This is a genomic window from Streptomyces sp. AHA2, assembly GCF_036857595.1.
GTDB lineage: Bacteria > Actinomycetota > Actinomycetes > Streptomycetales > Streptomycetaceae > Streptomyces.
In genome coordinates this window covers 105400-128327 of sequence record NZ_JAUQWJ010000008.1, presented here as the reverse complement: position 1 = coordinate 128327, position 22928 = coordinate 105400, and the positions used below count along the sequence as shown (strand labels likewise).

Below are 22928 nucleotides of genomic sequence, written 5' to 3'. Positions count from 1 at the left end.
CGGGGCGCGGGTACCCGCAGGGACATGAAACCGTTGGATCACCTGGAGCATCTGGACAAGCACCTGGTCGACGAACTGGCCCGGGTGGCGCGCGAGACCGTGCGTGAGGAGCTGCGCGAGCAGACCCGCAGGCAGCGCCGCAGGGCAGCCCTCTACGCCGCGTCCGGCGCCCTCGCCCTGTACGCGGGCGCGGCCCTGGCGCTCGCCGTGGGCCTGGCCCTCGCCCTCGGACTGCCCGACTGGGCGGCGGCGCTGATCACCGCCGCCGTCCTCGCGGCCGCGGCGCTCGTGCTGCGCGGCATGGCCCGCCCCTCCCGCCCGGGCACCGGCCAGGCGGGCGGCACGGCCCCGCGGAACGCAGACCGGCCCGCCGGCGCTGTGCCCGGCCCGCCCGTGCCGCCCGCCCCGCCCGTCCCCGGCGCCGTGCCCCCGCGGCCGGCGCACGCCCCGGACGTGCCCGGCGCCGGGGCGTGACGCGGTGTCGGCCAGGCGGCACCGTCGCACCACCGGGACCGTGTGGTCGTCGTGACCGGAGCCAGCGGCGGCGTCGGACGGGCCACGGCCCGGGCCTTCGCCGCCCGGGGTGACACGGTCGTCCTGCTCGCCCGCGGACGGGAAGGACTCGAGGCCACCGCGGACGACGTCGCGCACCAACGTCGACGCCCAGCAGGACGAGGGCGCCCCCGACGGGCCGGCGAACCCGTGGACCCCGGCGGACGGTCCCGGCGGACGCGACTTCGGCGCGCACGGACGCTTCGACGACGAGGCGGCGGACCGCAGTCCGCAGCAGTGGTTCTCCCGCGACCGGGGCTGGGTGGGCGCCGCGCTCACCGTGGGGGTGGGAGCCCTGGCGGCCCGCAGGCCGGCCGGGTGGATCCGCCGCTGAACGCACCCTGCGGGGGCGGCGCCCACGGTGCCGTCCCCGCAGTCCCGGGCGTCAGCTGGACTGCTGGAGCTGCGGCAGCACCTTCGTGCGGTAGAAGTCGAAGAAGCCGCGCATGTCCGGGCCGATCTGGTTGACGTAGATCATGTCGTAACCGGCGTCGGCGAACTGCCTCAGCTCCGCCACGTGCTCGTCCACGTCGTCGCCGCACACCCGGTTGGCGCGCACCATGTCCTCGGTGACCAGCTGCTGCGCCTGCTCGAAGTGCTTGGGCGAGGGCAGCACCTGGCCCAGTTCCCCGGGCAACTGCTCGTTCGCCCAGAGCCGGTGCACCGTGCGCACGGCTTCCTCCTTGTCGGTGCCGTAGCAGACCTTGGTGCCGCCGCTGACCAGCTTCCCGCCGCCCCCGCCCTTGCGGTACTGCTCCACCATCGCCTCGTCGGGCATGACCGAGATGTAGCCGTCGCCGACCCGGGCGGCCAGTTTCGTCGCGGCCGGTCCGAAGCCGGAGATGTCGATCGGGATCGGCTCGTCCGGGACCGTGTACAGGCGGGCGTTCTCCACGGTGTAGTGCGGGCCGTGGTGGTTGACCTCCTCGCCGGTGAAGAGCCGGCGCATCACCTGGATGGCCTCCTCCAGCATCTCCAGCCGTACGTGGGCCGGCGGCCAGTGGTCGCCCAGGATGTGCTCGTTGAGCGCCTCGCCCGACCCGACCCCGAGCCGGAAGCGGTTGTTCGTCATCACCGCGCTGGTCGCCGCGGCCTGCGCCACCACCGCCGGGTGCATCCGCACGGTCGGGCAGGTCACGGCCGTCTCGATCGGCAGGGACACCGCCTCGGACAGCGCACCGATCACCGACCAGACGAACGGGCTCTGGCCCTGCTCGTCGTTCCACGGGTGGTAGTGGTCCGAGATCCACAGCGCCCGGAAACCGGCCTGCTCGGCCATCCGGGCCTGCTCGATCAGTTCGGCCGGGCCGTACTGCTCGCACGAGAGGAAGTAACCGTATTCGGGCATGGGGGAGTGCCTCCGCGACGTCGGCGGTCCGTAACCCGCACCGGGTACCCGGCGGCGGGGCCGGAAACCGGCGCCGCACGGGTGCTCCGGGGCCGCCGGACGTTTGGGTGTCCTGCCCGGGGGGACGCGGAAGTCTCCCGAGCCATGCCACAGCGCCGGAGGCGAGCGAACCGTGAGTCGACCCCGCATCGTGATCGTCGGTGCCGGTTTCGCCGGGTACCGCACGGCCCGCACTCTGTCCCGGCTCACCCGGGGCCGGGCGCACATCACCCTGCTCAACCCCACCGACTACTTCCTGTACCTGCCCCTGCTGCCGCAGGTGGCCGCCGGCGTCCTGGAACCGCGCCGGGTCACCGTCTCGCTGTCGGACACCTTGCGCGACGTGCGGCTGGTGCTGGGCGAGGCCGACGCGATCGACCTCGACGGGCGCAGCCTGCACTACACCGGCCCCGAGGGCGAGGAGGGCACACTCGCCTACGACCGGCTCGTGCTGACCGCGGGCAGCGTCAACAAGCTCCTGCCGATCCCCGGCGTCGCCGAGCACGCGCACGGCTTCCGGGGGCTGCCCGAGGCGCTGTACCTGCGCGACCACGTGACCCGGCAGGTGGAACTGGCCGCAGCCACCGACGACCCGGAGACCTGCGCCGCGCGCTGCACCTTCGTCGTGGTCGGCGCGGGATACACCGGCACCGAGGTCGCCGCGCACGGTCAGATGTTCACCGACGCGCAGGTGCGCCGGCATCCGCTGCGGCGGGGCATGCGGCCGCGCTGGATGCTGCTGGACGTGGCGCCGCGGGTGCTGCCGGAGATGGACGAGAAGCTGTCCGCCACCGCCGACCGGGTGCTGCGGCAGCGGGGCGTGGATGTGCGCATGGGCACCTCCGTGCAGGAGGCCACGCACGACGGAGTCGTGCTCACCGACGGCGAGTCCGTCGCGACCCGGACCCTCGTGTGGTGCGTGGGCGTACGCCCCGACCCGCTGGTGGAGTCCCTCGGCCTGCCCACGGAGAAGGGCAGGCTGCTGGTCGACCCCCATCTGCAGGTCCCCGGGCGGCCCGAGGTGTTCTCGTGCGGCGACGTGGCCGCCGTGCCCGACCTGGAGAAGCCGGGCAGCTACACGCCGATGACCGCGCAGCACGCCTGGCGGCAGGGCAGGGTCGCGGCCGAGAACGTCGCCGCGTCACTGGGACCGGGCGGGCAGCGCAAGGCCTACCGCCACCGTGACCTGGGCTTCGTCGTCGACCTGGGCGGGGCCAAGGCCGCCGCCAATCCCCTCGGCGTGCCGCTGTCCGGCGTTCCGGCCGGGGCGGTGACCCGCGGCTACCACCTGGCCGCCATGCCCGGCAACCGTGTCCGGGTCGCCGCGGACTGGCTGCTGGACGCCGTACTGCCGCGGCAGGCCGTGCAGTTGGGGCTCGTGCGGTCCTGGTCCGTGCCGCTGGACACCGCCTCGCCGGAGGTCGCCCGGGTCGCGGCCGGCCACGGGCGGCGGCAGGAGGCCGGCACGGGCTCCGGACCGGGAGCGGCACTCGCGTCGGACACGGAGGGCGACGAACCGCAGGGGAACCAGCCGGACGGCGAGCCCGCGAGAAACCAGCCGGGCGGCGAGCCCGCGAAGAGCCGGCCCGGGGGTGAGCCCACCGAGAGCCGGCCGGGCGGTGAGCCCGCCGGGAACCAGCCCGATGGTGGACCCGGCGAGGGGCGGTCCGGGTCCTCGGGCACCACCGGCCCGCCCCCCGGGCCCGGCCCCGCACCCGGCCCCGTCAAGCGCACCGACCACCCGGACGACTCCGCGAAAGGAGACTCATGAACACCGGTGAACTCACCGACCTCGGACAGCAGTTGCGCGTCGACAGCGTCCGGGCCGCCGCCGCGGCCGGCTCCGGGCATCCGACCTCCTCGATGTCCGCCGCCGACCTGATGGCGGTCCTGTTCGCGCACCACTTCCGCTACGACTTCGACCGCCCTGCCCACCCCGGGAACGACCGCTTCGTGCTGTCCAAGGGGCACGCGTCCCCGCTGCTGTACGCCGCGTACAAGGCGGCCGGGGCCATCGACGACGAAGAGCTTCTCACCTTCCGTAAACTCGGCAGCCGCCTGGAGGGGCACCCCACCCCGCAACGGCTGCCCTGGGTGGAGACGGCCACCGGCTCGCTGGGCCAGGGCCTGCCCGTCGGCGTCGGCATCGCACTGGCGGGCAAACGCCTCGACCACGCCGACTACCGCACCTGGGTGATGTGCGGAGACAGCGAGCTGGCCGAGGGCTCCGTGTGGGAGGCCGCCGAACACGCCGGGTACGAGCGCCTGGACAACCTCACCGTGGTCGTCGACGTCAACCGCCTCGGTCAGCGCGGCGCCACCCGGCACGGCCACGACCTGGACGCCTACGCCCGCCGCTTCCAGGCCTTCGACTGGCACACCGTCGAGATCGACGGCCACGACGTGGACGCCATCGACCGGGCCTACGCGGAGGCCGCCTCGACCAAGGGCCAGCCCACCGCGATCCTGGCCCGCACCCTGAAGGGCAAGGGCGTCGAGGCCGTCCAGGACCGCGAAGGTCTGCACGGCAAGCCCCTGGCGGAGGCCGAGGACGCCATCGCCGAACTCGGCGGGCCCCGCGATCTGCGCATCCAGGTGCGCGAGCCGGCCGCCGCCCGCATGCTGCACTCCGTCCACACGGGCGACTTCGAGCTGCCGACGTGGGACCCGGGCGAGGAGGTCGCCACCCGCAACGCCTTCGGCGAGGCCCTGGCGGCCCTCGGCACCGGCCGCGGTGACGTCGTCGCCCTGGACGGCGAGGTGGGGGACTCCACGCGCGCCGAGTTCTTCGCCAAGGAGCACCCCGAGCGCTACTTCGAGTGCTACATCGCCGAGCAGCAGCTGGTCGCCTCCGCGGTCGGGCTGGCCACCCGCGGCCGGGTGCCGTACGCCACGACGTTCGCGGCCTTCCTGACCCGTGCGTACGACTTCATCCGCATGGCGTCCATCAGCGGGTCCGGCATCAACCTCGTGGGCTCCCACGCGGGCGTCGCCATCGGCCAGGACGGGCCGAGCCAGATGGGCCTGGAGGACCTGGCGATGATGCGGGCCGTGCACGGCTCGACCGTGCTGTACCCCTGCGACGCCAACCAGACCGCGCGGCTCGTCGGCGCCATGGCGGGCCTGGAGGGTGTGCGCTACCTGCGCACCTCGCGCGGCGAGAGCCCGGTGATCTACGGTCCGGACGAGGACTTCCCGATCGGCGGGAGCAAGGTCCTGCGCTCCTCCGGCGAGGACCGGCTGACGCTCGTCGCCGCCGGTGTCACCATGCACGAGGCGCTGGCCGCGGCCGACGCCCTGGCCCAGGAGGGCATCGCGGTGCGGGTGATCGACCTGTACTCCGTCAAGCCCGTCGACGCGGCCACGCTGCGCCGGGCCGCCGAGGAGACCGGCTGCCTGGTGACGGTGGAGGACCACCACCCCGAGGGGGGCCTCGGCGACGCGGTCCTCGACGCGTTCACCGACGGGCGTCCGGTACCGCGCCTGGTGCGGCTCGGCGTCCGCTCGATGCCGGGCTCGGCCACCCCCGACGAGCAGTTGCACGCCGCGGGCATCGACGCGGAGTCGATCGCGGCGGCCGGGCGGCTGCTGGTGGAGGAGGCGGTCGTGCGGTGAGCAGAGCCGACGGCACGCGCAAGGTACGGGCGGGCCGCCGCACGGTGGAGGTGCACCGGCCGGACAAGGTGCTCTTCCCCGGCGGCGGCGACGCCAAGGAGTACACCAAGGGCGACCTGGTGGACTACCACCGGGCCGTCGCCCCCTTCATGCTGCCGCACCTGCGCGGTCGCCCGCTGATGCTGGAACGCCACCCGGACGGCGTCGACGGGCCCACGTTCATGCAGAAGAACACCCCGGACCACTACCCGGACTGGATCACCCGGGCCGAGCTGGCCAAGGAGGGCGGCACGGTGTGCCACACCGTGTGCGACGACACCGCCACCCTCCTGTACCTGGCCGACCAGGCGAGCATCACGCTGCACCGGTGGCTGTCCCGGGCCGGCCGGCCCGACCACCCCGACCGGATGGTCTTCGACCTGGACCCTGCCCCAGTGCCCGAAGGGCCCGGGGGGACCCCCGGGGACGACTTCGAGGCCGTTCGCGAGGCCGCCCGGCTGCTCGGGGAACTGCTCGACGAACTGAAGCTGCCCTCGGCCCTGATGACCACCGGATCGCGCGGACTGCACGTGATCGTGCCGCTCGACGGCCGGCACGACTTCGACGAGGTGCGCGCCTTCGCCCGGGACGTCGCCGACACCCTCGCCGGCGCCCACCCCGACCGGCTCACCACCGCCGCCCGCAAGAAGGACCGCGGCGACCGGCTCTACCTCGACATCCAGCGCAACGCCTACGCCCAGACCGCCGTCGCGCCCTACACGGTCCGGGCCCGGCCGGGCGCGCCCGTGGCGACCCCCGTCACCTGGGACCAGCTCGACGACCCCGGCCTCGGCGCCCGCCGCTTCACCATCGCCGACGCGGTGGAGCAGGCCCGCACCGACCCCTGGTCGGGACTGCTGGACCGCGGCCGGTCGCTCGGCCCGGCCCGCCGCAGGCTGGACGCCCTGCGCGGCTGAACCACCCGCCTTCCCCTCCGGCGGGCGGGTGGCAGATGCATGTGCGCTGAGAGGTTTGGCGAACAGGCTTGCGGCCACACGGAGGGGGAGGTGGCCATGTCCAACACAGAAAACACGCAAGAGTCACAGGATTCACAGGAGTCGCAGGACTCCCGCGAACCCCGGAAGACCAGCAGGTCGACCAGCAGGTCGAACGACAACCAGACATCCCGTAAGCGGCCGAGCCCCATGGAGGTGCTGCGCCAGGCACGCGGCCAGCTCGCCGAGCTCACCGGCATGGAAGCCGAGTCCGTGTCGTCCTTCGAACAGACGGAGGAGGGCTGGTCGCTGGAGGTCGAGGTACTCGAACTCGAGCGCGTGCCCGACACGATGAGCCTGATGGCGAGCTACCAGGTGGAGCTCGACCCCGAGGGGCAACTGACGGGATACAAGCGCGTCCGGCGCTATGAACGCGGCCGTTCCGACGCGCGCAGGGGAGGCGGCCGCTAGGCCGCCCGAACCGACCCGTACCCGAACACGAGGAGGAACACCCGGCATGACTGTCGTACCGGCACAGCAGTCCGGAGGCGGAGGCGGCAGCAGCGGTCTCTACGACGTGCTCGAACTCGTCTTGGACAGGGGGCTCGTCATCGACGCATTCGTGCGCGTCTCCCTGGTCGGCATCGAAATCCTCAAGATCGACGTCCGCGTCGTCGTCGCCAGCGTCGACACCTACCTGCGCTTCGCCGAGGCGTGCAACCGACTCGACCTCGAGGCCGGTCCGCGCAAGGACCCGGGACTGCCCGACCTGGTCGGTGAGATGACCGAGTCCGGTGCCCGCGGCAAGTCCAAGGGGGCGCTGTCCGGCGCCGCCGAGACCATCTCCGACGCCTTCAAGCAGGGGCGCGGCGAGAGTGAGACCGAATCGCGTCCGCGGGCCCGCAAGACGGCGTCCCGCCGGAAGGAGGAGCAGGAGTGAGCACCTACGTCTACGGCATCGCGGCGAGCTCGCACCCGGCCCTCCCGGAGGGCATGGGCGGTGTCGGTGACCCGCCCCGCGAGGTGCGCATCCTGCGCGAGGGCGACCTGGCCGCCATCGTGAGCGAGGCGCCCGAGAACCTGCGGCCCAAGCGCAAGGACCTGCTCGCGCACCAGAACGTGCTCAGTGAGGCCGGCGCGGCCGGCTGCGTGCTCCCGATGCGGTTCGGGAGCGTCGCCCCGGACGACCACTCCGTCACCGCGGTGCTCGCCGAGCGGGCCGAGCACTACAAGGAGCGGCTGCGGGCCCTGGACAACCGGGTCGAGTACAACGTCAAGGCCAACCACGTCGAGGAGGCCGTCCTGCACCAGGTCATGGCCGAGAGCCCCGACATCCGCGGCCTGGCGGAGGCCAACCGGCAGGCGGGCGGCGGGAGTTACGACGACAAGATCCGGCTCGGCGAGATGGTCGCCGCCGCGGTCAAGGCCAAGGAGGCCGACGACGGGGCCGCGGTGCAGCGCGCCCTGGACGGGGTCGCCGACGACGTCAGCGTGGGCCCCGAGTCCACCGGCTGGCTGGCCAACGTGTCGTACCTGGTCGACCGGGACGCGACGGAGTCGTTCCTGGCCGCGGTCGAGCGGGTGCGCAAGGACATGCCGCACCTGGAGGTGCGGGTCAACGGCCCGCTGCCGCCGTACAGCTTCGTCGAGCCCGGCCCGGCCGAGCCGGCGGGCACCGCCGCGGGTGGCACGGACACCGGAGCGGGGTGACGACGTGGGCCTGATCTCTGAGGTGCTGCTGCTGCCGTTCGCACCGGTACGCGGCAGCGCCTGGGCCATCAAGCAGGTCGTCCAGGAGGCCGAGCGGATCTACTACGACCCCGCGACGATCCGGGCCGAGCTGGCCCGTCTGGAGGAGCAGCTGGAGGCCGGGGAGATCACGGAGGAGGAGTTCGACCGACAGGAGGACGAACTCCTCGACCGGCTGGAGACCGCTTCGCGCCGAGGCGCGGGAACAGGTGACGGGACGACACAATGAACCGAGTGGGACTGGGTCTCGCCGTGGGGGCCGGATACCTCCTGGGACGGACCAAGAAACTCAAGATGGCTGTGGCCGTCGGCGGACTGGTGGCCGGCAAGAAGCTGAATCTCAGTCCGCGCATGGTCGCGGACCTGGTCCAGCAGCAGCTGAAGAACAATCCGCAGTTCAAGGAGGTCGGCGACCAGCTGCGGGGTGAGCTGCGCGGGGTCGGCAAGGCCGCCTCCGGCGCCCTGGTCGAGCGTCAGCTCGACGCGCTCGCCGACCGGCTGCACGGCCGTACCGCCCAGATGCGTGAGCAGCTGACCGGCGGGGGGTCCGGCCGCCGCGACGAGGACGCGGACGACGCCTACGACGACGAGGACGAGGAGCCCGAGGGCGAGGAGCCCGAGGACTCCGGCCGCGAGGAGGACGAGGAGCCGGAGGCCGAGAGGGCTCCCGCCAGGAAGGCTCCGGCGAAGAAGGCCGCGAAGAAGGCCCCCGCCGGGAAGGCCCCCGCGAAGAAGACGGCGGCGGCCCGCAAGACGGCGGCGAAGAAGACCTCGGCCGCGAGGAAGACGGCCACGGGGAACCGGGGCGGCGGCAGCCGCTCCCGGCAGCCGAAGGGAGGCGGTGAGGAATGACCGACACCCTCGGATCGGCGAAGTCCGCCGCGAACGGAGCGTCGAAGAACCCGCTGGCCGACGTGGCCCACAGCGAGGCCGCCGACCGGCTGAAGGCCGAGGTGCAGGAGTACCTCGCCGCGAAGGCCACGCACATGCTGACCGGTGTGGGCCGCAAGCTCGGCGAGACCACGGGCAAGCTGAACGACATCGCCGAGGGCAACAGCCCCGGCCTCGGCAAGCTCGCCCTGTCCGGCGGCCGCAAGCTCGCGGAGGGCAAGAGCCCGTTGCGGGCCGCGGTGGAGACCGGCGGCTCGGCCCTGAAGGACAAGGTCACCGGCGCTTTCAAGAACCTGGGCGGCGGCAAGAAGGGCAAGGGCCGTTCCGGCAACAAGCCCACCGTCATCATCGAGCACATCGACGTGGGCGTACCCCTGCGCACCGCCTACGACCAGTGGACGCAGTACCAGGACTTCAGCACCTTCGCCAAGGGCGTCAAGAGCGCGAGCCGCGACGACGACACCCACTCCGACTGGCAGGCGAAGATCTGGTGGTCCAACCGCAGCTGGAAGGCGAAGACGACCGAGCAGATCCCCGACGACCGCATCGCGTGGACGTCGGAGGGTGCCAAGGGCACCACCAAGGGCGTCGTCTCCTTCCACCGGCTGACCGACAACCTGACCCGGGTCCTGCTGGTCATCGAGTACTACCCCTCCGGCCTCTTCGAGAAGACCGGCAACATCTGGCGCGCCCAGGGCCGCCGTGCCCGGCTGGACCTGAAGAACTTCGTCCGCTTCATCACCATCAAGGGCGAGGCGGAGGACGGCTGGCGCGGCGAGATCCGTGACGGCGACGTCGTCAAGAGTCACGAGGACGCCGTGGCCGAGGAGGAGGAGTCCGAGTCCCAGGACGAGGGGTCCGACGACGAGGGGCCCGAGGACGAGACGTCGCAGGACGACGAGCCCGAGGGCGAGTACGAGGACGCCGAGGACGCCGAGGACGAGGACCGCCCGGAGGGCGAGTACGCCGAGGACGAGGAGGAGGACGAGGAGCAGCCCGAGGGCGAGTACGAGGACGAGGAGCAGGACGACGAGGAGCCCGCGGACGACGAGTACGAGGACGACGAGTACGCGGACGACGACGAGCGGCCCGAGGAGGACGACGAGCCGGCGGACGAGTACGAGGACGACGAGTACGCGGACGAGGACGAGCCGGCCGAGGACGAGCGGCCCGAGGGCGGGAGCCGGCGATGACGACGCCCAGCAGGATGCCCGAACCCTACGGCCAGGCGAGCGGCGCCAATCTCGCCGACATCCTGGAGAGGGTGCTGGACAAGGGCATCGTCATCGCGGGCGACATCCGCATCAACCTGCTCGACATCGAACTGCTGACGATCAAGCTGCGGTTGATCGTCGCCTCGGTGGACAAGGCGAAGGAGATGGGCATCGACTGGTGGGAGACCGACCCCGCCCTGTCCTCGCGTGCCCGCCGCGACGAACTCGCCCGCGAGAACGCCGAGCTGCGTGAGAGGCTGGCCCGGCTCGAGGAACTGGAGCCCGGCCGCGCGGAGAGGAAGGAGGCACCGTGACCGGACTGCGGTACGTCTACGCCGTCTGCCGCCCCTTCGGGACACCGCTGCAGGCCCAGCTGACGGGCGTGGCGGGCGACCCTCCCCGGGCGCTTCCCCACCACGGGCTCGTCGCCGTGGTGAGCCACGTGCCGGAGCAGGACTTCGCGGAGGAACCGCTCCGGGCCCACCTGGAGGACCTGGACTGGCTCACCGCGACGGCCCGCGCCCACCAGGGCGTGATCGACGCGCTCACCACCGTCACGACACCGCTGCCGCTGCGGCTGGGCACCGTCTTCCACGACGACAGTGGTGTGCGGAGCATGATCGAGGCCCGCGAGGACGACTTCCGCAGCACGCTCGACCGGCTGGAGGGCCGCGTCGAGTGGGGCGTCAAGGTGTACGCCGAGTCCGAACCGCAGGAGGGGTCCCGGCCCGCGCAGAAGCCCGCGTCGGGCCGGGACTACCTGCTGCAGCGGCGCATGCAGACCAAGTCGCACGAGGAGATGTGGCAGCGGGCCGAGAGCTTCTCGACCCGGCTGCACGAGGAGCTGTCCGCCTTCGCCGAGGACTCCCGGCTGCACGCCCCGCAGAACCCCGCGCTGTCCAAGGCGTCCGGCCGGAACGTGCTGAACGCGGCCTACCTCGTGCCCCGCGCGCACTCCGAGGAGTTCGTGGAACTGGTGGACCGGACGAAGGGCGAGGCGCCGGGACTGCGGGTGGAACTCACCGGGCCCTGGGCGGCCTATTCGTTCGCAGGGGAGGCCACGACACCGTGACCGTAGTGGAACGCCGGGAGGTCGCCCTGGTGGACCTGCTCGACCGGCTGCTCGCCGGCGGCGTGGTGATCACGGGGGACGTCACGCTGCGCATCGCCGACGTCGACCTCGTCCGCATCGACCTCAACGCGCTGATCAGCTCGGTGAACGCCCAGGTGTCGTCACCGTTCGAGGAGTCGCCGTGACCACCCCCGAAGGCCCCCTGCCGTCCCCGAAGCCCAAGCGGATGGACCTGGAACCCGACACCGTCGAGCGCGACCTGGTCAAGCTCGTCCTGACGGTGGTGGAACTGCTGCGCCAGCTCATGGAGCGCCAGGCGCTGCGCCGGTTCGACGTGGGCGATCTGACCGAGGAGCAGGAGGAGCGGATCGGACTGACCCTGATGCTGCTGGAGGACCGCATGGCGGAGCTGCGCGACCGCTACGGACTGCGGCCGGAGGACCTCAACCTGGATCTCGGGCCGCTCGGTCCGCTGCTCCCCCGGGAGTGAGCGGCTGATGTCGCACCGCCGGGAGAGTCTCCCTGCGAAGAGGGCGCCCCGAGGGGGCGCCCTCTTCGCTTCAGGCCTCTTTCCGGCAGAGGATCTCTCCGTGCAGGACGCTGAACCACCCCTCCTGCCGTGCGCCCCACTCGCGCCACGCGCGGGACGCGTCCCGCAGTTCCGCCTCGCTCGCGTGCCCGCCCCGCAACGCCCGGTCCGCGTAGGCCGAGGCGAGTGTCCGGTCGGCCCACAGTCCGCTCCACCACGCCCGTTCCTCGGCCGTGGCGAAGGTCCAGGTGCCGGAGCCCGCGGTGACGTCCGTGAATCCGGCCCGCAGCGCCCAGGCCCTCAGCCGCCGCCCGGCGTCCGGCTCCCCGCCGTTGGCCCGGGCCACCCGGCGGTAGAGGTCCAGCCAGCCGTCCAGCCCTTCGGAGGCCGGGTACCAGGTCATCGCCGCGTAGTCGGCGTCCCGTACGGCGACGAGGCCTCCCGGCCGGGTCACCCTGCGCATCTCGCGCAGCGCCCGGACGGGATCGCCGACGTGCTGGAGGACCTGGTGGGCGTGGACCACGCAGAACGTGTCGTCCGGGTAGTCGAGGGCGTGCACGTCGGCGACCGCGAAGCCGGTGTTGCGCAGCCCCCGCGCGGCCGCCGTGGCCCGGGCCCGCTCCAGGATGGCCGGTGCCAGGTCGACGCCCGTGACGTGCCCGTCCGGCACCCGTTCCGCCAGATCGGCGGTGATCGTGCCCGGCCCGCAGCCGATGTCCAGGATCCTCATGTGCGGCTCGAGCGAAGGGAGGAGATACGCGGCCGAGTTGGCGGCGGTCCGCCAGGTGTGCGAGCGGAGCACGGACTCGTGGTGCCCGTGCGTGTAGACGGCGGTCTCCCGGGTTTCCGGCATGGCGGGTCCCAGCCCTTCCGATCGGTGCGGCAGGGCATCACCGTACGCCGCCCGACCGGATGGTGAGACCCCCGTCTCTCCAGATGGGACAGCACTCGGGGCGGACGCGGCGGGGTGGACACACCTGCCCTGTGCGCGGCAGGCTCGTGGTCGATCATCATGGCCGAACAGGGGGAAGCACGGCATGAGCGGGCGAGTGACGACGGTCAGCAGCAACGGGGAGTACTCCTTCACCAAGCCGAACCGCGACAGCATCCGGCTGCTCGCCGGACTGGGGGTGGAAGGGGACGTGCACGCCGGGGAGACCGTCAGGCACCGCTCGCGCATGGCCCAGGACCGCACCCGGCCGAACCTGCGGCAGGTGCACCTGATGCACGAGGAACTCTTCGACGAGGTGGGCGAAGCGGGGTTCGACGTGGCGCCCGGCGACCTGGGCGAGAACATCACCACCCGCGGCGTCGACCTGCTCTCCCTGCCCACCGGCACACTCCTGCGCATCGGCGGCGACGCCGTCCTGGAGGTGACCGGGCTGCGCAACCCGTGCCTGCAGATCGACGCCTTCCGCGCCGGACTGCTCAAGCACGTGGTCGGCCGCGACCAGCAGGGCCGGGTCGTGCGCAGGGCGGGCATCATGAGCGTGGTCCGGGAGGGCGGTGTGGTCCGCCCGGGAGACCCGATCGGTGTGGAGCTGCCCGCAGAGCCGTTCCGGCCGCTGGAGCGGGTCTGACGCCCTGGCTCCGGCCGGCCCGGGGCGTCCGGCTCCCGCCGGCCCGGCGTCTCCGGTTCCGGGCGGTCCGGTCGCCGGTTCCGGGCGCCCGCCCGGCGGCCACCGGAAATGCGTTTGCCCGGTCAGCGGCCCGGCCCGGACAATCACGCCCATGGGTCATCTCGAAGCCGCGCACCTGGAGTACTACCTGCCCGACGGACGGGCGCTGCTCGGCGACGTCTCGTTCCGGGTGGGGGAGGGGGCCGTGGCGGCCCTCGTGGGCCCGAACGGCGCGGGGAAGACGACCCTGCTGCGCCTGCTCTCCGGCGAGCTGAAGCCCCACGGCGGTTCCGTCACCGTCGGCGGCGGACTCGGCGTGATGCGGCAGTTCGTCGGGTCCGTGCGGGACGAGACGACCGTGCGCGACCTGCTGGTGTCGGTGTCCGCGCCCCGCATCCGCGAGGCCGCCCGCGCCGTGGACGCCGCCGAGCACGCCCTCATGACCGTCGACGACGAGCCCGCGCAGCTCCGGTACGCCCAGGCCCTCGCCGACTGGGCCGAGGCCCGCGGGTACGAGGCCGAGACGCTGTGGGACATGTGCACCACGGCCGCCCTCGGCGTCCCCTACGACAAGGCGCAGTGGCGCCTGGTCAGGACGCTGTCCGGCGGCGAGCAGAAGCGCCTGGTGCTGGAGGCGCTGCTGCGCGGCACCGACGAGGTGCTGCTCCTCGACGAGCCGGACAACTACCTCGACGTGCCCGGCAAGCGCTGGCTGGAGCAGCGCCTCGCCGAGACCCGCAAGACCGTCCTGTTCGTCTCGCACGACCGCGAGCTCCTCGCCCGCGCCGCCCAGCGGATCATCTCCCTGGAACCGGGACCCGCCGGAGCGGACGCGTGGGTGCACGGCGGCGGCTTCGCCACCTTCCACGAGGCCCGGCGCGAGCGCTTCGCCCGCTTCGAGGAACTGCGCAGGCGCTGGGACGAGAAGCACGCCCAGCTGAAGAAGCTCGTGCTGAACCTGCGCCAGGCCGCCGCGGTCAGCCACGAGATGGCGTCCCGGTACGCGGCCGCGCAGACCCGGCTGCGCAAGTTCGAGGAGGCCGGCCCGCCCCCCGAGCCGCCGCGCGATCAGGACATCCGGATGCGCCTGAAGGGCGGCCGCACCGGTGTCCGGGCCGTCACCTGCGAGAAGCTGGAGCTCACCGGCCTGATGCACCCCTTCGACCTGGAGGTCTTCTACGGGGAGCGGGTCGCGGTCCTGGGGTCGAACGGCTCCGGCAAATCCCACTTCCTGCGCCTGCTCGCCGGTGAGGACGTGGCGAACACGGGGCGGTGGAAGCTCGGCGCCCGCGTGGTCGCCGGCCACTTCGCGCAGACGCACGCGCACCCGGAGCTCCAGGGCCGCACCCTGCTGGACATCCTGTGGAAGGAGCACGCACAGGACCGGGGCGCGGCGATGTCCCGGCTGCGCCGCTACGAGCTCACCCGGCAGGCCGAGCAGACCTTCGAGCGCCTGTCCGGCGGCCAGCAGGCCCGCTTCCAGATCCTGCTGCTGGAACTGCAGGGCGTGACCGCGCTGCTGCTCGACGAGCCGACCGACAACCTGGACCTGGAGTCCGCCGAAGCGCTCCAGGAAGGGCTGGAGTCCTTCGAGGGCACGGTCCTGGCCGTGACGCACGACCGCTGGTTCGCCCGCTCATTCGACCGCTATCTGGTGTTCGGCAGTGACGGTAGGGTGCGCGAGACCCCGGAGCCGGTCTGGGACGAACGAAGGGTGGAGCGGGCCCGCTAGGTGTATTGATCACGAGGCCGCTCCGCCCGGGCGGCGGCTCACTTCCAGCGCAGCAGCGCCCCCAGGCCGCCCACCGGCACCTCCTGGGCGGAGACCGACAGGGCGGGCGCGTCCGTGGCCACCGCGCACCGGATCAGCGCGTCGTCCGCCCGGGCCGGCCAGGAGTGCTGCTCGCCGAGGATCTTCAGGTCCGTGCGCCGCACCGCGAGCTGGTCGGGGTCCTCGCCGATCCACACCTCGCGGTGCGCGTCCGGCCCGTCCACCCGGACCAGCAGCTCGTCGATGCGGTGCTCCCGCGCCGCCTCCACCAGCGCGGGCACGCCCTCGACGGCCCCGGCGCGCCCCTCGTCGTCCGGGGCGCGCGCGGCGCGGAACCGCTCCAGCTCCGCCTCGGTCTGCCGCGCCACCTGCTCGGCGCGGATGCGCTCCACGTCCTCGTCCAGCAGCCGGCTGCCCGCCCCGTGCGGGGCCTGCACGGCTCGGCCGTGCAGCCGCTTCGGCAGCCGCTCGTGCACCGCCCTGCACTCGCGCTGCTCGCCGACGAGGATCAGCAGGTCGGCGCCCGTCTCCTCCTGGCAGACGGCGAGGGCGTCGGCGATCTCGGCGGCGTTGTGCTCCCAGGTGTTCTCCACCCGCAACTGGAAATGCCGCTCGGACCACTCACCGGTGCTCGTCCGGTGCACCGGCCACTGCCGCCCGGTGACACCGCCCGCCTCCCGGCGGCCCAGCGCACTGCGCAGCTCGAAGTCGGCGCCCTTGCGGTCGACGTAGGCCACCACGCACAACGGGTCCTCGCCGGCCAGGTCGAGCAGCGGGGCGACCCGGGGCAGCGACGCCCATTCGGCCCAGTCCCCGCCCTGCGGCGGACGGACCAGCGCCGCGTCGAGGACGATCTCGCCGTCCCGGGCGAACAGGGCCCGCCCGTGCGGGTCGGAGGAGTGCCGCAGATCCTCGATCGCGCCCTGCACGGCCCGGCATGTCGCCTCGTCCGCGCCTCGGTCCGCCAGCTGCCCGGCCATGGCCCGTGCCGTCAGCCGCCGCTCGTGCGCGGTGTCCTCCGTCTGCCGGGACGTGTCCACGTACACGGAAGCCCAGGGACCGGGGTGTTCGTACAGTGGGTGCAGAAAAGCGAGATCCATGGCTCCCTCCCGGGTGCCTCTCGGGGGTGGTGCTCTTTGCTCCCGGGGCGGGTACCCGGGCCGCATGAACGAACACGACGAGCGGGGCGACACGATGACCGGAGTGGATCCTGACCGGCTGGACGACCAGCAGCTCATGAAAGAGCTGGAGACCATCCACCGCACGCGCCACGACACACTGCTGTACGGCTCGAACGACGCGCTGCGCGCCCACAACGAGCGCATGGCGCAGCTCGAGGGCGAGTACCTGCGCCGCAACCCCCAGCGTCCGGTGGCCGCCGGCCGCACCCGCGAGGGGGCCCGGGAACGCACGAGCGGGGAGTCGGCGACCCCCACGACGCCCGGCACCTGAGCCCCGCCGGCACGGCACCGGACCCCTTCGGGCCGGTGCCGTGGCCGGTGCCGGTCCGAAGGGGACCGTGCCGGTCCGAAGGGGACCGTGCCGGTCCGAAGGGGACCGTGCCGGCCCGAAGGAGACCGTGCCGGTCCGAAGGGGACCGTGCCGGCCCGAAGGAGACCGGTGCCGTGAACGACGCGGACCGGGGCGGTGACGACCGGCCCGGTCCTGTCTCGACGGTGTGCCCGCTCGCCGGGCCCGCGTCAGGCCGCGCTCTTCGCGAAGACCTCCAGGAAGGTCTCGCAGAACGCCTTCAGGTCGTCCGGCTTGCGGCTGGTGACCAGCTTGTTCGCCCCGTGGTCGCAGACCTGGACCTGCTGGTCGACCCAGGTGCCGCCCGCGTTGCGGATGTCCGTCTGCAGACTCGGCCACGAGGTCAGCACCCGCCCGCGTACGACGTCCGCCTCGACCAGGGTCCACGGGGCGTGGCAGATCGCCGCGACCGGGCGGCCCTGCTCGAAGAAGTCCCGCACGAACGCGACGGCGTCGTCGTCCATCCGCAGGAAGTCCGGGTTGGCGACGCCGCCCGGCAGCACCAGCGCGTCGAACGATCCGGGGGAGGCCTCGCCCACCACTTCGTCGACGGGGAAGGTGTCGGCCTTGTCGAGGTGGTTGAACGCCTGGATCTCGCCTTCCTGCGTCGAGACCAGCACGGGCTCGTGGCCCGCGTCCTTCACGGCCTGCCACGGATCGGTCAGCTCGACCTGCTCGACGCCCTCGGGTGCGACCAGAAATGCGATGCGCATGATGTTCCCTGTCCCTTCTCGTCCTGCGTGTCCCAGTCGTTGCTGGTGCTTGTCGTCGTTCTTCCGGTGACCGCCGGGGCGGTCAGATGCCGGCGCGGCCGTCCGGCTCGGCGCGGCTGATGTCGGCGAGGGCGGAGGCGGGGTCCTCCGCCTCGGCCAGGTCGCCGAGGCTGACGATCCCGACCGGGAGCCCGTTCTCCACCACCGGCAACCGGCGCACCGCGCGCTCGCGCATCAGCGTCACCGCGGTCGCCACCGAATCTTCCGGCGCCACCGTCACGGGGTCCTTCGTGCACACGCTCCGCACGCTCACCGTCGCCGGGTCCAGGCCGTCGGCGACCGCCCGCACGGTGATGTCCCGGTCGGTGAGCACACCGATCACGTCCTGCCCCTCGGCCACCACCACATCCCCGATGTTCTGCGTGCGCATCGACTGCGCCGCCTCGACGAGCGAGGCGTCCGGGCGCACGGCGACCACGCCCGGGGTCATCACGTCCTTCACGTACTCGGCCATCCGCGGGCCTCCGTCCCCTTCCAGGCCGGGCGGGGGCACCGCGGCGCGCGCCGCGGTGCCCCCGAAGCGGTTCCTCACGCGTACTCCTGCGGGCCGGTCTCCCGGATCCGGACCACGGCCCGGGCCAGTTCCTGGACCGTGCCGTAGCGCTCCTGCCGCGGCAATCCCTCCACTGCCTCGACCAGCGAGTCGGGCGCCCGCCCGGCACGCAACGCGCGGACCAGCTCCCGCGAGGTCGCGGGGAACGCCCTGCGGCCCAAAATGCGGGCCAGGTCCAGCCGCACCGACTCCAGGGAGCCCGGGCCACGGCCCGGTGTCACCGGCCCGTACGCCACCTCCGGGTCGTCCTCGGCGTACGGCTCCGGGTCGTGCCAGTCCTCCGCACGCGTGGGGTGCCCGGACCTGAGCAGACCCTGCAGTTCGTGCTTCATCTCGTCGTCCCGGTGGACGCTCAGCCGGTCGTTACCTCGCTGCATGTCTCCCTCCAGACGTTCGGGGGCCCGCACCGCGTACCCGAACACCGGCGGCCGACACCGCCGCGGGCCACCGGATCGCCGCGTACGCACCGGTTTGCGCCCGCGCCCGCGGGAGAGCCGGACCGCACCCTCCCCACAGGGGGCCGGGCCCGGCGGGCGCACCCCCCGCCCCGGCGGCGGCTACGGCCGCTCCCGCCCCGGCAGGAACTCCTGCACCTTCGCCTTGAGTCCCTGCCTGACCACCGATCCCCGGTCGGCGTCGCCCTTCAGGAGCGATGCCGCGGTCGCCTCCATCTGCTCCCAGGTGGCGTGCGGGGGGATCGGCGGGACGGCCGGATCGGTGAGGAACTCCACCACCGCGGGCCCGTCCGCCTCCAGCGCGGTCCGCCAGGCCGCCTCCACCTCGCCCGGCTTCTCCACACGGATGCCGGTCAGACCGAGGGAGCGGGCGAACTCGGCGTAGGGCACGTCCGGAAGCTCCTGCGAGGGCAGGAACGACGGAGCGCCGCCCATGGCCCGCAGCTCCCACGTGACCTGGTTCAGGTCACGGTTGTTCCACACCGCGAACACCAGCCGCGGATCGTCCCACCGGTGGCGGTACTTGGCGGCCGTGATCAGCTCCGCCAGCCCGTTCATCTGCATCGCCCCGTCCCCCACCAGGGCCACCACCGGCCGGTCGGGGTGGGCGAACTTCGCCCCGATCGCGTACGGCACCGCGCAGCCCATCGTGGCCAGCGTGCCGGACAGCGAACCGCGCATGCCCGGCCGCATCGACACGTGCCGGGCGTACCAGTTCGCCGTCGAGCCCGAGTCGCACGTGACGATCGCGTCGTCCGGAAGCAGCGGGGACAACGCGCGGGCCGCGTACTCCGGGTTGACCGGATCGGCCTCCAGCCGGGCCCGCCGCTCCATGACCTCGTGCCAGCGCCGCACGTTGTCGCACACCGTGTCGTACCACTCGCGCCCGCGTCCGCCCTCGATCAGCGGGATCAGCCGCTCCAGGGTGGCCCTGGCGTCACCGACCAGGTTCACCTCGTACGGGTAGCGCATGCCGATCATGTGCGGGTCGATGTCGATCTGCACCGCCCGCGCCGTGCCGAACTCCGGCAGGAACTGGGAGTAGGGGAACGACGAGCCGATGGTCAGCAGGGTGTCGCAGTCCCGCATCAGCTCGTACGACGGACGCGTGCCCAGCAGGCCGATGGAGCCGGTGACGTAGGGCAGTTCGTCACTGACGACGTCCTTGCCGAGCAGCGCCTTGGCGACACCCGCGCCGAGCAGCTCGGCGATCCGCTCGACCTCGGCCCGCGCACCGGCCGCGCCCTGGCCGACCAGGATCGCCACCTTGTCACCGGAGTTGAGGATCTCCGCCGCCCGGCGCACGGCGTCGTCGGAGGGGACCGCCGTCCACGCGCTGCGGTCCAGGCTGGAGGGCACCATCTTGAACTCGTGCGCCGGAGGGGAGTAGTCGAGCTCCTGGACGTCACCGGGGATGATGACGGCGGTCGGGCAGCGGCGCGCGTACGCGGTGCGGATCGCCCGGTCCAGCACGTTCGGCAGCTGCTCGGGGACCGTCACCGTCTCCACGAAGTCGGAGGCGACGTCCTTGAACAGCGTGTGCAGATCCACTTCCTGCTGGTAGGAGCCGCCCATCGCGCTGCGGTGCGTCTGCCCGACGATCGCCAGCACCGGGACGTGGTCCAGCTTGGCGTCGTACAGGCCGTTCAGCAGATGGATCGCGCCGGGCCCCGACGTCGCCACGCACACCCCGAGCCGTCCGCTGAACTTGGCGTAGCCGACCGCCTGGAACGCCGACATCTCCTCGTGCCGCGCCTGCACGAAGCGCGGCTCGTTCTCCGCCCGGCCCCACGCCGCGAGCAGTCCGTTGATGCCGTCCCCGGGGTAGCCGAAGACCTGCTCCACTCCCCACTGCCGCAGCCTGTGCAGGACGTGGTCGGCGACCTTGGTGCTCATGTACGACCTCCCGTGACGCAGGGGAACAGAGCCCTACGAGTCACCGCGCGCGCGGACGGAAAACCCCGTGCGTGTTTGGGGCGGCCCGGAGGGGGCAGGCGGACATGAGTGCTTCGGACCTGAGGCACGCCCGTGGGAGCGGCTCGGCCGCCGCAGGCGGCGCCCGGTCCGGCCGGCCGGCGCGCCTCGCTCCCCGCGGTGACCGCCCGACCCGCAGCACCCAGCAGGGAAATGGGGACGCGCAATGCCGACCCGAACCGGTGCCAAGCACCCTCACCATGACGCCCCCGACACCACGGAGGCCTTCTCCCGCCTCACCTCGATGCCCGCCGGTCCCGAGCGCGACGCCCTGCGCGACGCCGTCGTCGAGGCGTGGCTGCCGATGGCGGACAGGCTCGCCGGGCGCTTCCGCAGCCGCGGCGAGAGCTACGAGGACCTGCGCCAGGTCGCGGCCCTCGGCCTCGTGAAGGCCGTCGACCGGTACGACCCCGCGCGCGGCACCGCCTTCGAGAGCTACGCCGTGCCCACCGTCACGGGCGAGATCAAGCGGCACTTCCGCGACCACATGTGGACCCTGCACGTGCCCCGCCGCGTCCAGGAGCTGCGCAACCGCGTGCGCTTCGCCACGCGAGAGCTGTCCCAGACCTCGCCCGGCCACCGGCCCACCGTCGCGGAGATCGCGGCGCACACGGGCATGAGCGAGGAGGACGTCCGCGCCGGTCAGGAGGCGCTGGAGAGCTTCACCGCCCTGTCCCTCGACGCGGAGCTGCCCGGCAGCGACGACGGCTACTCGCTGGGTGACGCCCTGGGCACGTCCGACCCCGCGCTGGAGACGGTGGTGGACCGCGAGGCAGTGAAGGCGCGGCTGGCGGCACTGCCCGAGCGTGAACGGGCGATCCTGTACATGCGCTTCTTCGGGGACATGACCCAGAGCCGGATCGCCGAGGAGCTGGGCATCTCGCAGATGCACGTGTCCCGGCTGCTGAGCCGGTGCTGCGGGCGGGTGCGGGAGCAGGTCATGCGGGACGTGGCCCAGGCGGACTCCGCGTCACCCGATCGGCGGGCGCCGTCCCGCTAATGGGGTCCCGTTCCGCGCGGTGCCGACGGGCGCGGGCTGTCATGGCAGAGGGGCATGACGAACGAAGGAGTCCCCTCCATGCGCCGCACCCTGCACGCCCTCATCGTCACCGCCGTCGCCGCGACCGGCCTGGCGGGCTTCACGCCCGCCTTCGCCGAACCGGCCGCCGAGGTCCGTCCCGCGGACGTCGAACCCGGCGGCACGCTCACCGTGTCGGTCCGCTGCGATCCGACCGGCGGGCCGCCGCCCGAGAGCATCGAGGCGACCTCCGAGGCCTTCGCCGAGGGCACGGCGTCGCTGCGCCTGGTCGACGGCGGGGGTGCCGCCGAGCACGGGGCCGCCGACCGGGGTGCCGGACCGTCCGGCCCCGGAACGGCGGCGCTCGCCTCCGCCGGAATCGCGGGGGAGGACGACGAGGCCCTCGGGGAGGACGCCGAGGTCCTCGGGGAGGACGCCGAGGTCCTGGAAGAGGACGCCGAGGCCCTGGAAGAGGACGCCGAGGCCCTGGAGGGGGACGCCGGGCTTCCCGGCGAGGACCCCGAGCCGCCGGGCGAAGACCTGGATCTGCTCGGGGAGGACCCCGAGGCGCTCGGCGAGGACTCCGAGACCCTCGGCGGAGGTTCCGAGTGGATGACCGAGGGCGGCGCCGGCTCCGGCGGCAAGGGCACCGCACCGGTCTACCGCGGCACCGCCGCCATCGCCCCGGCCGAGGACTTCGAAGGCGACCCGCACAGCGGCGGGAAGGACTCCGCGTGGACCGTCGACGGCACCTGCCCGGCGGCGCCCGGGGGCCACGGCAAGGAGTGGAGCGCGACGTTCACCGTCCGGCACGGCTCCGGCCCGCACCCGCCGGCGCACAAGCCCTGCCCGGAGTCGTCGCCCCGCCACGAGCCGGGCCGGACCGAGTGCGGCGAGGCCCCCGTCCAGCGCGGCGTGCGCGCCGGTGACGGCGGTGCGTTCACCGACTCCGTACCGGCACTGGTCGCGGGCGGTCTGCTGATCGCGGGCGCCCTGGGCGCCGCCGCGCACCGGCTGCGCACCCGCCGGAGCGACCCCTGCCGCTGAACCGGCCGGGACAACCGACCCGGGCTCACCCGTACGGCGCGCCCGGGCCACCCGTACATCCCGGCCGGGACGCGCGCGCCCGGCGCGCACCGGTGCCGCGGGAGCCCCACGCTTCCCCGGCCCGGCCCCGATCATGCTGTGACCGTCACGACCCCGCCGGGCGCCCATGGGCCGGCGCCCCCGTGGGTACTCAGAGCCCGTGGAG

27 protein-coding genes are annotated in these 22928 nt (G+C 73.2%); 20 read left to right on the top strand and 7 right to left on the bottom strand.

The window, feature by feature from the left end:
• Positions 1 to 24: 24 nt before the first annotated feature.
• Together Q5694_RS18370 and Q5694_RS18365 are read left to right on the top strand one after the other, a co-directional pair.
• A complete protein-coding gene (locus tag Q5694_RS18370) occupies positions 25 to 474 on the top strand; it encodes a phage holin family protein (protein WP_333934215.1) in 450 nt (149 codons plus the stop codon).
• A gap of 42 nt (positions 475 to 516) precedes the next feature.
• A complete protein-coding gene (locus Q5694_RS18365; RefSeq protein WP_333934214.1) occupies positions 517 to 1020 on the top strand; it encodes an SDR family NAD(P)-dependent oxidoreductase in 504 nt (167 codons plus the stop codon).
• On the opposite strand, the gene Q5694_RS18360 is transcribed toward Q5694_RS18365, so the two are convergent.
• Positions 938 to 1900 (bottom strand): LLM class F420-dependent oxidoreductase, encoded by a 963-nt coding sequence (locus tag Q5694_RS18360; RefSeq protein WP_333934213.1) that lies wholly within the window; start codon positions 1898 to 1900, stop codon positions 938 to 940. The genes Q5694_RS18365 and Q5694_RS18360 overlap by 83 nt on opposite strands.
• 172 nt (positions 1901 to 2072) lie before the next feature.
• On the opposite strand from Q5694_RS18360, the gene Q5694_RS18355 reads away from it, so the two are divergent.
• The 13 genes from Q5694_RS18355 (at position 2073) to Q5694_RS18295 (ending at position 11944) form a co-directional block, all read left to right on the top strand.
• Positions 2073 to 3710 (top strand): NAD(P)/FAD-dependent oxidoreductase, encoded by a 1638-nt coding sequence (locus tag Q5694_RS18355; protein ID WP_333934212.1) that lies wholly within the window; start codon positions 2073 to 2075, stop codon positions 3708 to 3710.
• Positions 3707 to 5554 (top strand): transketolase, encoded by a 1848-nt coding sequence (locus Q5694_RS18350; protein ID WP_333934211.1) that lies wholly within the window; start codon positions 3707 to 3709, stop codon positions 5552 to 5554. Before Q5694_RS18355 ends, Q5694_RS18350 begins: the two co-directional genes overlap by 4 nt.
• Complete coding sequence (ligD, locus tag Q5694_RS18345; RefSeq protein WP_333934210.1) at positions 5551 to 6510, top strand: non-homologous end-joining DNA ligase; 960 nt, start codon at positions 5551 to 5553, stop codon at positions 6508 to 6510. Before Q5694_RS18350 ends, ligD begins: the two co-directional genes overlap by 4 nt.
• Before the next feature lie 96 nt (positions 6511 to 6606).
• Complete coding sequence (locus Q5694_RS18340; RefSeq protein WP_333934209.1) at positions 6607 to 6999, top strand: gas vesicle protein GvpO; 393 nt, start codon at positions 6607 to 6609, stop codon at positions 6997 to 6999.
• Positions 7000 to 7045: 46 nt separating this feature from the next.
• On the top strand, positions 7046 to 7468 hold the full coding sequence (locus Q5694_RS18335; RefSeq protein ID WP_333934207.1) for a gas vesicle structural protein GvpA: 423 nt from the start codon (positions 7046 to 7048) through the stop codon (positions 7466 to 7468).
• Entirely contained in the window at positions 7465 to 8238 is a 774-nt protein-coding gene (locus Q5694_RS18330) for a GvpL/GvpF family gas vesicle protein (RefSeq protein WP_333934206.1), read from the top strand. The genes Q5694_RS18335 and Q5694_RS18330 overlap by 4 nt, the downstream gene beginning before the upstream one ends.
• Positions 8239 to 8242: 4 nt before the next feature.
• Positions 8243 to 8506, top strand: a complete 264-nt coding sequence (locus tag Q5694_RS18325) for a gas vesicle protein GvpG (protein ID WP_333934204.1) — start codon at positions 8243 to 8245, stop codon at positions 8504 to 8506.
• Positions 8503 to 9129, top strand: a complete 627-nt coding sequence (locus Q5694_RS18320) for a DNA primase (RefSeq protein WP_333934203.1) — start codon at positions 8503 to 8505, stop codon at positions 9127 to 9129. The genes Q5694_RS18325 and Q5694_RS18320 overlap by 4 nt, the downstream gene beginning before the upstream one ends.
• Entirely contained in the window at positions 9126 to 10361 is a 1236-nt protein-coding gene (locus Q5694_RS18315; RefSeq protein ID WP_333934202.1) for an SRPBCC family protein, read from the top strand. Before Q5694_RS18320 ends, Q5694_RS18315 begins: the two co-directional genes overlap by 4 nt.
• Positions 10358 to 10696, top strand: coding sequence for a gas vesicle protein (locus Q5694_RS18310; protein ID WP_333934201.1), 339 nt, complete (start codon positions 10358 to 10360; stop codon positions 10694 to 10696). Before Q5694_RS18315 ends, Q5694_RS18310 begins: the two co-directional genes overlap by 4 nt.
• Positions 10693 to 11454, top strand: coding sequence for a GvpL/GvpF family gas vesicle protein (locus Q5694_RS18305; protein ID WP_333934200.1), 762 nt, complete (start codon positions 10693 to 10695; stop codon positions 11452 to 11454). The genes Q5694_RS18310 and Q5694_RS18305 overlap by 4 nt, the downstream gene beginning before the upstream one ends.
• Positions 11451 to 11639, top strand: a complete 189-nt coding sequence (locus Q5694_RS18300) for a gas vesicle protein (protein WP_333934199.1) — start codon at positions 11451 to 11453, stop codon at positions 11637 to 11639. Before Q5694_RS18305 ends, Q5694_RS18300 begins: the two co-directional genes overlap by 4 nt.
• Before the next feature lie 41 nt (positions 11640 to 11680).
• Positions 11681 to 11944, top strand: coding sequence for a gas vesicle protein K (locus Q5694_RS18295; protein WP_333934413.1), 264 nt, complete (start codon positions 11681 to 11683; stop codon positions 11942 to 11944).
• Between the two features lie 70 nt (positions 11945 to 12014).
• Here the strand turns inward: Q5694_RS18295 and Q5694_RS18290 are convergent, their stop codons facing one another.
• Positions 12015 to 12836, bottom strand: a complete 822-nt coding sequence (locus Q5694_RS18290) for a methyltransferase domain-containing protein (protein WP_333934198.1) — start codon at positions 12834 to 12836, stop codon at positions 12015 to 12017.
• 184 nt (positions 12837 to 13020) lie between these two features.
• Here Q5694_RS18290 and Q5694_RS18285 point away from each other — a divergent pair, with 184 nt between their 5' ends.
• Together Q5694_RS18285 and Q5694_RS18280 are read left to right on the top strand one after the other, a co-directional pair.
• Positions 13021 to 13563 carry an MOSC domain-containing protein gene (locus Q5694_RS18285; protein ID WP_333934197.1) on the top strand — a complete coding sequence of 181 codons (543 nt, stop codon included), beginning with the start codon at positions 13021 to 13023 and terminating at the stop codon, positions 13561 to 13563.
• Between the two features lie 151 nt (positions 13564 to 13714).
• Complete coding sequence (locus tag Q5694_RS18280; protein ID WP_333934196.1) at positions 13715 to 15334, top strand: ABC-F family ATP-binding cassette domain-containing protein; 1620 nt, start codon at positions 13715 to 13717, stop codon at positions 15332 to 15334.
• Between the two features lie 38 nt (positions 15335 to 15372).
• On the opposite strand, the gene Q5694_RS18275 is transcribed toward Q5694_RS18280, so the two are convergent.
• Entirely contained in the window at positions 15373 to 16473 is a 1101-nt protein-coding gene (locus Q5694_RS18275; protein ID WP_333934195.1) for a baeRF2 domain-containing protein, read from the bottom strand.
• A gap of 64 nt (positions 16474 to 16537) precedes the next feature.
• Between Q5694_RS18275 and Q5694_RS18270 the strand changes: the two genes are divergently transcribed.
• A complete protein-coding gene (locus Q5694_RS18270; protein ID WP_333934194.1) occupies positions 16538 to 16825 on the top strand; it encodes a DUF6158 family protein in 288 nt (95 codons plus the stop codon).
• Positions 16826 to 17073: 248 nt separating this feature from the next.
• On the opposite strand, the gene Q5694_RS18265 is transcribed toward Q5694_RS18270, so the two are convergent.
• The 4 genes from Q5694_RS18265 to Q5694_RS18250 all read right to left on the bottom strand — a co-directional run bounded on the left by Q5694_RS18265 (position 17074) and on the right by Q5694_RS18250 (position 20580).
• Positions 17074 to 17616, bottom strand: coding sequence for a type 1 glutamine amidotransferase domain-containing protein (locus Q5694_RS18265; protein WP_333934193.1), 543 nt, complete (start codon positions 17614 to 17616; stop codon positions 17074 to 17076).
• An 82-nt stretch (positions 17617 to 17698) separates the two neighbouring features.
• On the bottom strand, positions 17699 to 18130 hold the full coding sequence (locus Q5694_RS18260) for a CBS domain-containing protein (RefSeq protein ID WP_333934412.1): 432 nt from the start codon (positions 18128 to 18130) through the stop codon (positions 17699 to 17701).
• A 74-nt stretch (positions 18131 to 18204) separates the two neighbouring features.
• Positions 18205 to 18606: a DUF2795 domain-containing protein gene (locus Q5694_RS18255; protein WP_333934192.1), complete on the bottom strand. Its 402-nt coding sequence runs from the start codon at positions 18604 to 18606 to the stop codon at positions 18205 to 18207.
• A 180-nt stretch (positions 18607 to 18786) separates the two neighbouring features.
• On the bottom strand, positions 18787 to 20580 hold the full coding sequence (locus Q5694_RS18250; RefSeq protein ID WP_333934191.1) for a thiamine pyrophosphate-requiring protein: 1794 nt from the start codon (positions 20578 to 20580) through the stop codon (positions 18787 to 18789).
• A gap of 244 nt (positions 20581 to 20824) precedes the next feature.
• On the opposite strand from Q5694_RS18250, the gene Q5694_RS18245 reads away from it, so the two are divergent.
• Both Q5694_RS18245 and Q5694_RS18240 read left to right on the top strand, forming a co-directional pair.
• The gene (locus tag Q5694_RS18245) at positions 20825 to 21658 is read left to right on the top strand and encodes an RNA polymerase sigma factor SigF (RefSeq protein ID WP_333934190.1); all 834 of its coding nucleotides are present in this window, start codon (positions 20825 to 20827) and stop codon (positions 21656 to 21658) included.
• A gap of 78 nt (positions 21659 to 21736) precedes the next feature.
• Positions 21737 to 22723, top strand: coding sequence for a hypothetical protein (locus tag Q5694_RS18240; RefSeq protein WP_333934188.1), 987 nt, complete (start codon positions 21737 to 21739; stop codon positions 22721 to 22723).
• Positions 22724 to 22928: the final 205 nt, after the last annotated feature.

Bases quoted from the DNA above. Each gene is read 5' to 3' on its own strand.
- Q5694_RS18370 (WP_333934215.1), top strand. From the start codon at position 25: ATGAAACCGTTGGATCACCTGGAGCATCTGGACAAGCACCTGGTCGAC.
- Q5694_RS18360 (WP_333934213.1), bottom strand. From the start codon at position 1,900: ATGCCCGAATACGGTTACTTCCTCTCGTGCGAGCAGTACGGCCCGGCC.
- Q5694_RS18350 (WP_333934211.1), top strand. From the start codon at position 3,707: ATGAACACCGGTGAACTCACCGACCTCGGACAGCAGTTGCGCGTCGAC.
- Q5694_RS18340 (WP_333934209.1), top strand. From the start codon at position 6,607: ATGTCCAACACAGAAAACACGCAAGAGTCACAGGATTCACAGGAGTCG.
- Q5694_RS18335 (WP_333934207.1), top strand. From the start codon at position 7,046: ATGACTGTCGTACCGGCACAGCAGTCCGGAGGCGGAGGCGGCAGCAGC.
- Q5694_RS18320 (WP_333934203.1), top strand. From the start codon at position 8,503: ATGAACCGAGTGGGACTGGGTCTCGCCGTGGGGGCCGGATACCTCCTG.
- Q5694_RS18315 (WP_333934202.1), top strand. From the start codon at position 9,126: ATGACCGACACCCTCGGATCGGCGAAGTCCGCCGCGAACGGAGCGTCG.
- Q5694_RS18310 (WP_333934201.1), top strand. From the start codon at position 10,358: ATGACGACGCCCAGCAGGATGCCCGAACCCTACGGCCAGGCGAGCGGC.
- Q5694_RS18295 (WP_333934413.1), top strand. From the start codon at position 11,681: ATGGACCTGGAACCCGACACCGTCGAGCGCGACCTGGTCAAGCTCGTC.
- Q5694_RS18290 (WP_333934198.1), bottom strand. From the start codon at position 12,836: ATGCCGGAAACCCGGGAGACCGCCGTCTACACGCACGGGCACCACGAG.
- Q5694_RS18285 (WP_333934197.1), top strand. From the start codon at position 13,021: ATGAGCGGGCGAGTGACGACGGTCAGCAGCAACGGGGAGTACTCCTTC.
- Q5694_RS18280 (WP_333934196.1), top strand. From the start codon at position 13,715: ATGGGTCATCTCGAAGCCGCGCACCTGGAGTACTACCTGCCCGACGGA.
- Q5694_RS18275 (WP_333934195.1), bottom strand. From the start codon at position 16,473: ATGGATCTCGCTTTTCTGCACCCACTGTACGAACACCCCGGTCCCTGG.
- Q5694_RS18270 (WP_333934194.1), top strand. From the start codon at position 16,538: ATGAACGAACACGACGAGCGGGGCGACACGATGACCGGAGTGGATCCT.
- Q5694_RS18265 (WP_333934193.1), bottom strand. From the start codon at position 17,616: ATGCGCATCGCATTTCTGGTCGCACCCGAGGGCGTCGAGCAGGTCGAG.
- Q5694_RS18260 (WP_333934412.1), bottom strand. From the start codon at position 18,130: ATGGCCGAGTACGTGAAGGACGTGATGACCCCGGGCGTGGTCGCCGTG.
- Q5694_RS18255 (WP_333934192.1), bottom strand. From the start codon at position 18,606: ATGCAGCGAGGTAACGACCGGCTGAGCGTCCACCGGGACGACGAGATG.
- Q5694_RS18250 (WP_333934191.1), bottom strand. From the start codon at position 20,580: ATGAGCACCAAGGTCGCCGACCACGTCCTGCACAGGCTGCGGCAGTGG.
- Q5694_RS18245 (WP_333934190.1), top strand. From the start codon at position 20,825: ATGCCGACCCGAACCGGTGCCAAGCACCCTCACCATGACGCCCCCGAC.
- Q5694_RS18240 (WP_333934188.1), top strand. From the start codon at position 21,737: ATGCGCCGCACCCTGCACGCCCTCATCGTCACCGCCGTCGCCGCGACC.